Source organism: Actinoplanes sp. NPDC004185, assembly GCF_053603475.1.
In genome coordinates, this window is sequence record NZ_JBSGFR010000032.1 from 95,856 (window position 1) to 108,482 (window position 12,627).

8 protein-coding genes are annotated in these 12,627 nt (G+C 69.8%); 1 reads left to right on the plus strand and 7 read right to left on the minus strand.

Translation table 11 applies throughout. From position 1 onward, the window contains the following. Positions 1-8 precede the first annotated feature (8 nt). Both ACWEOZ_RS29370 and ACWEOZ_RS29375 read right to left on the minus strand, forming a co-directional pair. On the minus strand, positions 9-524 hold the full coding sequence (locus tag ACWEOZ_RS29370) for a DUF3455 domain-containing protein (protein ID WP_451913898.1): 516 nt from the start codon (positions 522-524) through the stop codon (positions 9-11). A gap of 165 nt (positions 525-689) precedes the next feature. Further along, positions 690-2,054, minus strand: a complete 1,365-nt coding sequence (locus tag ACWEOZ_RS29375) for a cellulose binding domain-containing protein (protein WP_451913899.1) — start codon at positions 2,052-2,054, stop codon at positions 690-692. Between the two features lie 237 nt (positions 2,055-2,291). On the opposite strand from ACWEOZ_RS29375, the gene ACWEOZ_RS29380 reads away from it, so the two are divergent. Then, positions 2,292-4,034 (plus strand): hypothetical protein, encoded by a 1,743-nt coding sequence (locus ACWEOZ_RS29380; RefSeq protein ID WP_451913908.1) that lies wholly within the window; start codon positions 2,292-2,294, stop codon positions 4,032-4,034. Positions 4,035-4,047: 13 nt separating this feature from the next. Here the strand turns inward: ACWEOZ_RS29380 and ACWEOZ_RS29385 are convergent, their stop codons facing one another. From ACWEOZ_RS29385 to ACWEOZ_RS29405, 5 genes are all read right to left on the minus strand, one after another. After that, on the minus strand, positions 4,048-5,481 hold the full coding sequence (locus ACWEOZ_RS29385; protein WP_451913900.1) for an RICIN domain-containing protein: 1,434 nt from the start codon (positions 5,479-5,481) through the stop codon (positions 4,048-4,050). Further along, a complete protein-coding gene (locus ACWEOZ_RS29390) occupies positions 5,466-7,898 on the minus strand; it encodes a ricin-type beta-trefoil lectin domain protein (RefSeq protein ID WP_451913901.1) in 2,433 nt (810 codons plus the stop codon). The genes ACWEOZ_RS29385 and ACWEOZ_RS29390 overlap by 16 nt, the downstream gene beginning before the upstream one ends. A 13-nt stretch (positions 7,899-7,911) precedes the next feature. After that, positions 7,912-9,360, minus strand: a complete 1,449-nt coding sequence (locus tag ACWEOZ_RS29395) for an endo-1,4-beta-xylanase (protein ID WP_451913902.1) — start codon at positions 9,358-9,360, stop codon at positions 7,912-7,914. A 31-nt stretch (positions 9,361-9,391) separates the two neighbouring features. Next, positions 9,392-11,731 (minus strand): beta-L-arabinofuranosidase domain-containing protein, encoded by a 2,340-nt coding sequence (locus ACWEOZ_RS29400; protein ID WP_451913903.1) that lies wholly within the window; start codon positions 11,729-11,731, stop codon positions 9,392-9,394. Between the two features lie 50 nt (positions 11,732-11,781). Further along, the coding region (locus ACWEOZ_RS29405) for an endo-1,4-beta-xylanase (RefSeq protein WP_451913904.1) at positions 11,782-12,627 on the minus strand (846 nt) is incomplete at its 5' end.

A 12,627-nucleotide genomic window follows, 5' to 3' on the forward strand; every position in this document is an offset into this window, starting at 1 on the left:
CAAGGTCATTACATGAGGTCAGTTGCCCCAGAAGATGTAGTTGGCGTTGTAGGGCACGCTGACCTTCTGGCCGTCGGCGCAGGCGGTGGACGGGCCACGCCGCCGAAGGTGTTCATCCGTTGGATGTGGGTCACCGTGCTGAGCATCCCCGCCCCGGACCGGGTTCTGACCTCCAGCAGCAGCTCCGGGATCGCGCCGGGCACCGGGGAGTTGGCGATGGGGGCGGCGGTGATCAGTGAGCCGTCCGCCTCGGACTGCCACGTCGGGCCGCCGAAGTGGTGGATCTTCCGGTTCGCCCCGTCGAACAGGCCCGCCTCGGGGACCGACGAGCCGGTGAACTTGCCACCCGTACAGGTGTAGGTCTGGGTTCCGGTGCCGACCACGAACTGGCCGATGATCCGCAGGCCGGCCGGCGGCTGGAGGGAAGGGGCCTCGGCGGCCGAGGCCTGGTAGGTGACCGCGGAGACGCCGGCCGTGACGACGGCGGCCGCGGTGAGGGCGATTTTTCTCTTGAGTGTGGGCACGTGTACGAGTACGCGGCTGCGGCCGTTGCCGATGAGTGGCTGCCCGCAAGGCCGCCGAAGGTTGCCCGATGAGACCACGCCCGTGGGAACGCCCGATGCGAACGTGCGGCGGCTTGCGCGGCCCACAGCACGTTCGCATCGGACTTTCCCCGGATGAGTGTGGCTTCAACTGGTGGCGCAGGGAACTCCGTCGAGGGCGAATCCGGTCGGCGCGGCGCTGTTGCCGGTGTGCCCGGCCTGGAAGCCGATGCTGACCGACCCACCGGCGGCGATCGCGCCGTTGTAGCCGGCATTGCGGGCCGTCACCTGCCCCGAGGTGGGACTGTAGGTGGCGTTCCAGCCGGCGGTGATCGTCTGACCGGCGGCGAGGCTGAAGCTCAGCGACCAGCCGTTGACCGCGGTCGTGCCGGTGTTGGTGAGGGTGAGGTCGGCCGTCAGCCCGCTGTTCCAGGCGTTGACCTTGGTGGACACCCGACACGCCCGGTCCGCGGGGTTGCCGGGTCCGGGGCTGCTGGGGCCCGGGGTGCTGGGGACCGGATCGCTGGGCATCGGGCTCGAGGGCGCCGGGCTCGACGGCCCCGGGGTCGTGCCGGCGGGCGAGGTGGCCGGCCCGAACTGGCTCAGGAAGCGCCAGACCTCAGCGGTCGTCCACGTGGTCGCGGTGTTGGTGCCGCCGCCGTCGGCCGGCTCGGGCGTGTGGTCGCCGTCGAAGGCGGCCCACTGCACCGGATACCCGGCCCGGCACCCGGCGTACGCGGTGGTGATGTGCCGCCCGCTGCCGTTGGCGGGTTCCGGCGGGTTCTGCGGGGTGCAGCCGTTGACCCGGACGAAGGTGTCGCGGATCTGCCGCCCGGAGCTGATGTTGAGCACGCTGTCGTGGGTGCCGTGGATCCCGAAGTAGGCGACCGGCTGGGTGCCGCCGGCGCAGCCGCTGAGCTGGGCGCCGGAGTACGCCACCACGGCGCGGAAGACGGCCGGCCGGGCGCAGGCCAGCGCGTAGCTCATCGAGCCGCCGTAGCTCCAGCCGAGCGCGAAACGCTGGGTGGTGTCGACGCACAGGTCGTTCTCGACCACCCGCAGGATGTCGTCGACCAGGGTCACGTCGCGGCCGTTGGTGTTGGCCCATCCGGCGTCCAGGCCCTGCGGAGCGATGAAGATCGCGCCGTTGCCGGACGCCCGCTGCTGACCGTAGAAGGCCCACGCGGCGCCGGCGGCCCCGCCCCCGGCGGCGACGTTCTGGGCCGAGCCGTTGAGCCAGTGCAGCCCGACGAACAGGCGGTACTTCAGGGTCGGCTGGTAGTTGTCCGGGATGCGCAGGATGTAGGTGCGGGACTGGCCCCCGCTCTGGATCGTGTAAGTGCCGTTGCGCAGCGTCGGCGTCTTGCCGCACCCGGCGGTCGCCGCCAGCACGGTGGGCCCGGCGGCCGCGACGGTCCCGGCCGAGGCCGCGACCACGCCGGCTCCGACCAGGAGCGCGGCGGCGGCCAGAACCACGCCCACCATCGACGGGATCCGTCTTCTGCTCGCCATCGCGTCACTCCTCGCTCATTGAGCATGAATATGAACGCAGGCTACGGGAGCGCTCCCACGCATTCAAGAACTTCACTGGAAAATAGTTAATCGACCTTCGCCGTGCGTTGTCGTAACAGTTTTTCTCCAGCCATGTTCCCCTTATTCGGAACCGCTCTATTGCTGCGCCGGAAGTCGTGTTAGCTTTCCTCGCGCTCACAGGATCTTTCTGCGTACGGGGGGTACGTCTTGTCCGATGTGGTCACCGAGAAGGCAGCACGGTCGCCGATCCGGCTGCTGCGGCACGAGTGGACCGTCGCCATCGCCGGCTCGGTGCTGCTCGCGATCGTCATGGTGTGGCTGCTGCCGCCGTACGTGAGCCGGCTCGTCACCGGCGGCGTGAAGCAGGAGACCATCGCCAACCCGGTGCGCACCATCATCGGCGACCCCGGTGATCCGACGGCGCAGGCCTGGATCGTCGCCTGGAACGGCCAGTCCCTGCGGCACGGCCTGCGCGGGCTGTGGCACACCAACGCCTTCTACCCCGACACGTTCGGCCTGGCCTACACCGACACGCTGTTCGGCTACGCGCCGGCCGGGCTGATCGGCGAGGGCGTGACGGCCGCCGTGCTGCGCTACAACATCCTGTTCGTGCTGACGTTCGCCCTGGCGTTCCTCGGCGGCTACGCGATGCTGCGCCAGCTGGGCGCCGAACGGGTGGCCGCCGCGCTGACCGGCGCCGCGCTGGCCTACGCACCCTGGCGTTACGACCATGCGGGTCACCTGAACATCATGTCGACCGGCGGCATCACGCTGGCCGTGGCGATGCTCGCCCGCGGCCACGGCTGGTCGCTGACCCGGGGTTACCGCGGCGACCGGGTCCGCCCCGGCTGGGCGGTGGCCGGCTGGCTGGTCGCGGCCTGGCAGGTCACTCTCGGCTTCGGCATCGGCCTCGGGTTCGTCTACCTGCTCGCCCTCGCCTGCCTCTGCGCGGCGATCGGCTGGCTGGTCCGGGGCCGCCCGCGGCTGGGCCGCCGGCTGGTCCTCGCCGACCTCGCCGGCGGGCTGGTCTTCACCGCGGTCACCGCCTTCTTCGCGTACGGCTACCAGCAGGTCCGCGAGCTGTACCCGTACGTGACCCGGTCCTGGGACTACGTCGCCGTGTTCTCGCCACCGCCGCGCGGCCTGTTCGTCGCCCCGCAGTACTCACTGCCCTGGGGCACATTGCACAACGACGCCCGGGCCGAGCTCGGCAACGCCGCCAACGAGAAGGCCCTGCTGTGCGGGTACGCGCTGTATCTGCTGGCCCTCGGCGGCCTCGTCCTCTCGTCGTGGTCGGTGCGCCAGCGCCTGCTTCTCCTCACCGGCACGGTCCTGGGGATCCTGTTCGCGCTCGGCACCAACGGGCCCACGTACCGCCTCCTGTACCTGTACGTACCCGGCTTCGACGGCAGCCGTACCCCCGGGCGGCTGATCCTGTGGCCGACCATCTTCATGGCCGTCCTCGCCGCCGGCCTGCTGACCAAGCTCGCCCAGCTGGCCCGGGCGGCAACCCTGCCGCAGTGGCGGACCGTCGCCGTCCGGGTGCTGACCATCCCGCCGTTGCTGCTGGTGCTGGCCGAGGGCATGCCGGACATGGACCATCCGGACACCCCGGTCGCACCGGCCGCCTTCGCCATGGCGTCGGCGCCGTTGATGGTGCTGCCCTCCGACGAGAACGTGGACACCAACGTCCTGCTCTGGTCGACCGACGGTTTCCCCCTGATGGTGAACGGGGCGTCCGGCTACATCCCGCCCAACCACCAGGGGCTCCGCGACCTGATGCAGACCTTCCCCAGCGAGCCCAGCCTGGACCGGCTGCGCCGGCTCGGCATCCGCAGCGTGGTCGTGCTGCGCGACCGGGTCCCGGGCACGCCGTTCGAGGCGGTGCTGAACGCACCGACCCCGCCCGGCGTGATCCGTCAGGACATCGGCCCGGACATCCTCTACACCATCAGCTGACGTCCGCCGCGGCCTAGGACCCGGCGACGATCTTCCAGCGCTGGTTGGCGCTGGTGGAGTCGCCGTACTGCCCGATGCTGGCCCCGGTGGCCGTGCGGCCCATGCCGTCGAGGTAGAGGCCGGTGGCCCGGTTGCGCAGCCGCACGTTGTTCGCGTCGGTCAGCACGGACCACTGCTGGTTGGCCGACGTGCCGGCCGTGTACTGGCCGGCGGCGCTGCCGTTGGTGGTCCGGCCCATGCCGTCCAGATACAGTCCGGTGCCCTGGTTCCGGACCCGGACGTAGGTGCCGGAGTTCTCGATCACCCACTGCTGGTTGGCGCTGGTGCTGGCGGACCCCTGACCGACGTCGGAGCCGGCCGCCGTCCGGCCCATGCCGTCGGCGTACCGGCTGGTGGCCGTGCCGACGATCCGGACCGTGGTGCTGCCGCCGGTGCCCATCCCCCAGGAGTACTGCAGCCGGTTCAGCCCGGAGGCGTTGGTCAGCGTCAGGTTCAGATTCGCTCCGCTGCCGGTGCGCCGGGTCAGGCTGTACCAGTCGCCGTCGCGCAGACCGGGCCAGTAGACACCGCCGACACCGAGCTCGCGCAGCTTGGCACTGACGCCCCGCAGGTAGTCGGCGAAGAACGACCCGCTCGGGATGTTGTAGTCGATGGTGTCGTACGCGACCCCGTTCTTGCTGCCCGGGCCCATCGGACCGCCCCACTCGGTGGCCACCGTCCGGGACGCGTACCCGCCGATGGAGCTCGCGAGATGGTTGCCCCACGACGTCTCGTCCTCGAAACCGGCGAAGAACGAGTAGTCGTGGACGGCCAGCAGGGTGTTGTTCAGCCGGGTGTCCTGGCCGACCGCGGCGACGTTCTGGGCCAGCCCGGCGCCGTCCAGGATGACCCGGCCGCGCGGCACGGCGGAGTGCCGGTTGAGCCAGGCGCTGTACATGTTGTTCAGGTCGGTCGTGGCATACCCGTGCGGCTCGTTGATGACCTCGAAGTAGGCGTTGCTGTTGCCGGCGTACCGGGCGACGACGGTGTCCCACATCCGGTCGTAGGCCGCGGCGTCACCGGGCCGTCCGCCGCTGTACGCCCAGTAGGCCAGGATGACCTTGCCCTTGGTGAGCGCCTGGTCGATCGCCCCGGTGTAGGTGCCCCAGTAGCTCGCGACGGTCGGCTCGTTGATGGGCATGCGGACGGTGTTGGCCCCGGTGATGGAGTACAGCTGCCCCACCACCCGATCGGCGACGGTGGCCGCCGAGGCGTACGTGTCGGTCGCGCCGAGACCCGACACGTAGAGCACCCCGTTGACGAAGTTGTCCCGCTGGTCGGCCCAGTTGACGCCCCGGAACTCGGTGGTGCCGGCCTGCGCCGGCTGCTGGGCCACCACGGTCCCGGCCAGGGCGAGCACGGCGGCGACCAGGATCCGTCGCGTGCGGCCCATCACGATCGGATCCATCGCTGGTTGCTCCCGCCGTTGCAGGTCCACAGGCTGACGGCCGTGCCGTTGGCCGTCCCGGCGCCGGTCACGTCCAGGCACAGGCCGGACTGGACGCCGGTGATGGTGCCGTCGGCGTTGACCCGCCACTGCTGGTTGGCACCGCCGGTGCAGGACCAGATCCGGACCTGGGCGCCGGCGGAGGTGTTGGCGGCGTCGAGGCACTTGTTGCCGTACACGGTCAGCTGGTTGCTCGATGTCGCCGTCCACCTCTGGTTGGTGCCGTTGTTGCAGTCCCAGATCTGCACGGTCGCCCCGTCGGCCTGGCTCTGGCCGTTGACGTCCAGGCAGCGGTTGGAGCCCGCGCCGCGGATCTCGCCGGTGGGCGTCGTGCCGCCGCCGAGCGGGGTGATGGACAGGTTGTCGAACTGGGCCGTCACGCCCTGGCCGGTGGCGTAGCCGATCTGGCCGGCGACCCACGCCGAGTCCGAGGCGCTGCCCACGGTGGTGCCGTCGATAGCGGCGGTCAGAGTGCTGCCGTTGAGCGTCAGGGCCAGCTTGTGCCAGCGGCCGGTGCCCAGGGCCGCCGTCGTCCCGCTGGCCAGGGTGCGCTGGTTGCCGGCGGTGCTGTTGCTGCGGATGGACCACGAGCCGTTGTCGGCCACCCGCAGGTAGTACGCGTTGAGGTTCTGCGGACCGTCGTGGTTGTAGTTGCCGGCCCGTCCGATGAGCTGGGCGTAGCCGCTCTTCTCCAGCATGACGTCGGTGGAGACGGTGTAGTTGCGCCAGTTGACGTCACCGAGCAGCGTGAACGGCTCGGCGTGGCCCGACGTCCAGAAGATCGGCGCCTGTTCCGACATCTGGCGGATGCACTGACCGGTACGGCCACCGCCGCACGCGGCCACCTCGAACGAGCCCTGGTGGTCCGACAGGTACTTCGCCTGCCGCCCGGTCTGGTAGCTGTCGAAGTCGTCGGCGTACGGCAGCGCGAAAGCGCCCTGGGCGGGGCTGGTCGCCGTGCCCTTGCCCGCTCCGGTGGTGGTCGTGATGCTGTAGACGTAGCCGGGCTGGACGGTCAGCGAGTACGAGCCGTTCGACGGCGTGATGTCGGTCCGCCGGACGAAACGGTCGGCCGGGTTGCTCGACCTGACGTTGGTGGACCACACGCGTACGGTGCCGGTCGACAGTCCCCCGGTGACGCTGAACTGGAGGTCCTGGGCCGAGCCGGCGTCCATCGTCTCGATGACGGTGCTGTAGTCGCCGGTGGTGGGCGACCTCAGCGAGACGTAGCTGCCGTTGTTGCGGTTACCGCCGAGGTAACCCGAGGAGTTGTCGAGGTAGCGCCAGCCGGGTGCGGTGAACTGGGTCGTGTGGGCCATGACCCAGGTGCTCGTACCGATCGAGTAGTAACCGGACCAGGGTTGCGGGGCCACGGCCACGCCCGTGGTGGCCCAGGGGATGTTCGGCGTGATCGCGGCGATGACCGGCCAGTTCAGGTACGCGGTCATCTTGCCGTCGATGTAGTCGCGGTTGATGCCACGGGCCAGAGCCGGCGCGCCCGCGTTGTAGTCGTCGGAGCCGTTCTCGCTGGCCCACAGCGTCTTGCCGGAGTTCACCGCGTTGGCCGAGCTCGGGCAGGAGGTCTGCGCACTGCGGTAGCCGCAGACATAGTGGCTGCCGACCACCGAGATGGCCGCGCCGAACGCCGGGTCGCGCAGCGCGTCGTCCGCCGAGCCCCAGCCGAAGTCGTCCGAGGCCACGATCTTCACGCCCGCGTACCCGCGGGAGTTCAGGGCCGAGCGCAGGTTCTTGTACCAGTTCAGGTCCCGGCCACGCTCGTTCCAGCCGCCGAGGTAGTCGATGGTCAGGCCGTGGGAGGTGGCGCAGCCCAGCCACGCGATCAGGTAGTCGATCGAGTCGTTGGACCAGAAGTTGCCGTTGCCGATCCACCCGGGCGCGCCCCAGGACAGCCCGACGAGCTTGATGTTGGGGTTACGGGCCTTGGCCTGGCTCATCATCCACCACTCGTACCCGCGGTCGCAGTTCACGGCGCCCCGGGTGTGCTCGTGGCTCGGTTCCGCACCGGAGGTCGAGTTGGTGTCTCCCCCGATCTCCACCTTCATGATCTGCATCGCCGCGCCGTAGCCCGGCTTGAACAGGTAGTCGAGGATGTCGCTGCGCTGGGGTTCGGGGTAGTCGAACAGCAGGCGGCTGTTGCCGCCGCCGCCGCTGATCGCGCCGACGCCGTCGAGCGTCCGCCCGCCCGACGAGCCGTTGATGGTGATCGCCGTGGCCGCCTGCGCCGGCGCGGGGTACGCGACCAGCGCGCCCCCCACCGCCAGCAGCAGGCTCGCCGCCGCAGCCCAGCCGCGCCGCAGCCGCCGGCCGGACCCGCCCTCACGTGGTGTCTTCACAGTTCGTTCCCTTCTACCGCTCATGGGACGTCGCCGGTCAGGAGCTGGTGCAGGACAGGGCGCCGGGCGCGGCGCTGCTGGCGCCGTTGACCAGGAAGCCGAAGCTGGTCGAGGCGTTCGCGCCGAGTGCGCCGTTGTAGGTGGCGTTGCGGACGCTGACCGTGCCGCTGGTACCGGTGTTGATGCCGTTCCAGACGTTCGCGATGCTCTGTCCGGAGGCCAGCGTGAGCTGCACGGTCCAGCCGTTGACGGGCGCGGAGCCGTTGGTCACGGTCACCTCACCCTGATAGCCACCGGTCCAGGTGCTGGCCGTGCGGTAGGTGGCGGTGCAGCCGCCCGGCTGCCCCGTGACGGGCGGCGAGCTCGGTGGCGTGCTGGTCGGGGTGCTCGGCGGAGTGCTGCTGGGCGTGCTCGGCGGCGTGCTCGTCCCGGGCACCGAGGTGGAGGCGGCGTTGAGGGCGTTGAGCACCGAGGTGTACGCGGGCTTGGGGTTGCTGTTGCGGTCGAACAGCAGCGGGTTCTCGCTGCCCCGCCAGGAGTCGCTGTCCCGGATGCCCCAGGTCGTGATGCCGACGCAGCGTGGGACGTTCATGCACGCCTGGGTCAGACCCTGGTACTGACTCGCCGACGCGTTGGTCACGTCGGCCTCGGTCAACTGCACGTCCACGCCGAGGGCGGCAAAGCTGGACAGCGTCGTCTGGAAGTTGCCCGGCAGGGAGCTGCCCCCGGTGAAGTGGGTCTGCAGGCCGACGCAGTCGATCGGTACGCCGCGCGACTTGAAGTCGCGGATCATGTTGTAGACGCCCTGCGTCTTCGCGTACGTCCAGTTCTCGATGTTGTAGTCGTTGTAGCAGAGCTTGACCGACGGGTCGGCGGCCCGCGCGGTGCGGAACGCCACCTCGATCCAGTCGTTGCCGGTGGACTGCAGGTTCGACGAGCGCCGGCTGCCGTTCTCGGCGAAGGCCTCGTTGACCACGTCCCAGGCGTAGAGCTTGCCCTTGTAGTGGGCCATCACGCCGTTGATGTGGTCGATCATCGCGGTGCGCAGGGCGCTGCCGCTGAGGCTGCCCCAGAAGCGGGGTTGCTGGGCGTGCCAGGCCAGGGTGTGGCCCCGGACCCGCATGCCGTGCTGGACGGCCCAGTTGTAGATGGCGTCCCCGGCCGTGAAGCTGAACTGGCCGCGGTTGGGCTCGGTCGCGTCGGGCTTCATCTCGTTGACGGCGGTCATCATGTCGAACTCGCGGTCGGCGATCGTCAGGAAACCGGTGTCGCTGAGACGGTCCCGGCCCATGGCGGCGCCGAAGTAGCGGCCGCTGCGCTCCGCGGCGGCCTGGAGGGTGGTGCCGGGCGGGTCGGTGAGGTCGGCGTGGGCCAGGGTGGCCACGGCCACCGAGGACACGGCGATCGCCACGGCGCAGGCGGCGCCGAGCAGCATGCGGGCGCGACCACCGGTACGGCGGCCCGCGCGAGCAGAAACAGTTGTCATGAGTGTGCTTCTTCCTCGAGGTGCGGACCGGTCAGGCGAGCTTGACCAGGCGCCAGACGTTGTCGGCGGAGCCGTTGTCGGAGTCCTGGACGACCTGGGTGCCCAAGGTGCTCGAGCCGTTGAGGATGGCCAGCAGCTTGCCGCTGTTCACGTTGCGGATCTTGTAGGTGCCGTTGCCGAGGTCGACCAGGGTCCAGCGGTGATCGGCGGTGCCGTTGTCCGACCACTGCAGGACCCGGGCGTTGTCGGCGGTCGACATGTTCTCCACGCCCAGGACCTTGCCGCTGTTGACGTTGCGGAACCTGACCGCGCTGCCGTCGGCGATCCTGACCCAGTTGTGGTCGGCCGTGCCGCTGTCGCTCCAGACCACGGCGAGCCCGCCGTCGGCCGTGGACATGTCCTTCACGCCCAGGACCAGGCCGGTTCCGACGTTGACCAGTTTGTAGGTCTCACCGCCGCCGGGCGTGCTGCCGTTGGCGTTCCAGTAGACGGTGTAGTTGAAACCGTGCGCGTCGTGGAACGGCCCGATGGGTACGGTCGCGCCGTTGGCCGTCGCGGTGAAGCTCAGGCTCGACGTGCTGGTCCGGGCGATGGACGAGACCGTCAGCGACGGCGGCGAGGACAGCGCGGTGTTGCCGTAGTTGCCGCAGAGCACCGCCGGTCCGTAGGTGATCGCCTGGACGGTGGCGTTGTCGTTGGCGGCCAGCATGACGACCCGCATCGGCAGGGTGACCGTCAGCGTGTCCCCCGCGGCCCAGTCCCGGGTGATGGTCGCGTAGCTGCCCGGCGTCGCGGTGACTGCCTGAGCGGTCCCGTTGACGGCCAGGACCGGGTTCTGCGTCCAGGACGGGATCCGTACCCGGATGCTCCAGCTGCCGCTCATGGTGCCGGATAGGGTCAGCGTGGTGGTGTCGCTGACCGGGTACGTCGTGGACTGGGTGACCGTGATGCCGCGCTGCGACCAGTTCAGCGTCGAGGGCACGAACAGGTTCACCGTCAGGGTGGTGCCGGCATAGAAGTAGACGGAGTCCATCAGCCTGGTGTTGGTCTCGATGCCGGTGCCCTGGCAGCACCAGAACGAGTTGTAGTCGGTCGAGTAGGTGCCACCGCCCCAGGCCGGGCCGACACCCCGGCGCCCGCCGGGCTTCAGCGGCGTGAAGTAGGTGACGCCGCCGTGGCCGTCGGCCGGGTTCTGCGCCCCGATCAGGTGGTTGAGCAGCGCCCGCTCGTAGTAGTCGAAGTAGCCGGCGTTGTTCGGGTCGAGCAGCCACAGCTCCCGGGTCAGCTTGAGCATGTTGTACGTGTTGCAGTGCTCGCAGGTGTCGTTGCTCAGGTAACCGGCGATGGCGTTCGGGGCGCGGAAGTGCTCGGCCTGGCTGTTGCCGCCGATCGCGTACGTGTGGGCCCGGGTCGTGATGGCCCAGGCGTTGGCCGCGATGTCGCGGTAGCGGGTGGTGCCGGTCGCCTTGTACTCGCGGGCCGCGCCGACCCACTTGGGCACCTGGGTGTTGGCGTGCAGGCCGTTGAGCTGGTCGGTGTTGGCGGCGAGCGGGTTGAACACGGCCTGGTGGTCGAAGCGCTGGGCGACGGTCAGCCAGCGCGCGTCGCCGGTCTGCTGGTAGATGTCGGCCAGCACGTCGTTCATGCCCCCGAACTCGGTGCCGAGCATGGCCTGCATCTGGCTGGCGCTCAGCCGCGCGGTGCGGGTGTCGACCCAGCCGGCCAGCGCGAGCAGCACCGTACGGGCCTGGGTGTTGCCGGTGAGACGCCAGACGTCCAGCAGCCCGGCGAGGGTCTTGTGGACGCAGTAGTAGGGCACGTTGCCGTTGGACAACGTGCGGGCCTCCAGCGCGGTGAAGTCCGACTCGGGGAAGCCGGACAGGTAACCCGCGGTGAAGCCGGCAGCCCCGTTGTTGGCCTGGCACTTGGCCAGCTCGGCGACCATGTAGTCGGCCTTGTCACGGCACGCCGTGTCCCCGAGCACCGCGTAGGCCTGGGCCCAGGCGGTCAGGAAGTGACCCTGCATGTGGGAGCGGAACGGGAAGGACGGGGCGTCCCAGCCGCCGTTGGTCGCCGCGCCGTTGGTCGAGAGCCGGTGGTTGGCCCGGAAGACGTAGAGCAGCCGGTTGACGTCGACGAACCGCAGGTAGCTCAGGGTGCGGTTCTGGTTGTCCAGGAAGCGGCCGGCGGTCAGCCGTACCTCGCCCGGCTGGAAGGCGTACGCGGCCGCGCCGATGTCCGGACGGGCCGGCGGCACCACCGCGGCCGCGGCGGGCCGGGCCTCCAGGAAGGCGGCGCCGGCCGTGCCGGCCAGAGCGGCCGCCCCGGTGACCTGCAGCAGGCGACGGCGGCTGAAAGCGGAGGAGGACATGGGGATCTCCTGTCGGAGGCGGTGGGGGAAGGGCAGATCTGACGGTCGTGCTATCCGACCTTGTTGAGCTGCCACTGCTGGTTGGTGCCGTTCCAGTCGGCGTACTGCACGATGTTGCCGCCGTCGGCGGTCGACGCGCCCTGCACCTCGACGGCCTTGCCGCTGTTGCGGTTGATCAGCTGGATGTAGCCGTCGATGCTCTGCAGGCTGAACTGCTGGTTGGCGCCGTTGTTGTCGGTCCACTGCACGATCGCGCCGCCGTCCGCGGTCGACTTGCTCGCGACGTCCAGGACCTTGCCGGACAGCCGGGACCTGAGCCGGAAGAAGCCACCGCCGGAGTCGACGAACTGCCACTGCTGCTGAGCGCCGTCGTTGCGCGACCACTGGGTGATCCGGGCGCCGTCGGTCGTGGCCAGGTTGTAGACGTCGATGGCCCGGCTGCTGTTGCGGTTGACCAGCACGTACCAGGCGTTGGTGTCCACGGTGGAGCCGTTGCCGTTGCCGTTCCCGCTGCCCGCATTGAGGGCGTTGAGCACTGAGGTGTAGGCGGCTTTCTTGTTGCCGGAGCCGTCGAACAGCAGCGGGTTGTCGCTACGCCAGGAGTCGCTGTCGCGGATGCCCCACACCGTGATCCCGGTGCAGCGGGAGACGGCGAGGCAGGCCCGGGTGACCGAGGCGTAGATGTTGGCCTGGTTACCGCCCTGCTGCACGTCGAGTTCGGTGATCTGCACGTCGACGCCCAGATCGGCGAAGCGTTGCAGGTTGGCCTGGTAGGTGGAGTCGATGCCGGTGCCCAGGTGGGACTGGAAGCCGACGCAGTCGATGGGCACGCCGCGGGACTTGAAGTCGCGGACCATGTTGTAGATGCCGGTGGACTTGGCGTTGATGCCGTCGGT

Coding starts and splice junctions, on each gene's coding strand:
- ACWEOZ_RS29375 (WP_451913899.1), bottom strand. CDS start 2,054: ATGGCGAGCAGAAGACGGATCCCGTCGATGGTGGGCGTGGTTCTGGCC.
- ACWEOZ_RS29385 (WP_451913900.1), bottom strand. CDS start 5,481: ATGGATCCGATCGTGATGGGCCGCACGCGACGGATCCTGGTCGCCGCC.
- ACWEOZ_RS29390 (WP_451913901.1), bottom strand. CDS start 7,898: ATGAGCGGTAGAAGGGAACGAACTGTGAAGACACCACGTGAGGGCGGG.
- ACWEOZ_RS29395 (WP_451913902.1), bottom strand. CDS start 9,360: ATGACAACTGTTTCTGCTCGCGCGGGCCGCCGTACCGGTGGTCGCGCC.
- ACWEOZ_RS29400 (WP_451913903.1), bottom strand. CDS start 11,731: ATGTCCTCCTCCGCTTTCAGCCGCCGTCGCCTGCTGCAGGTCACCGGG.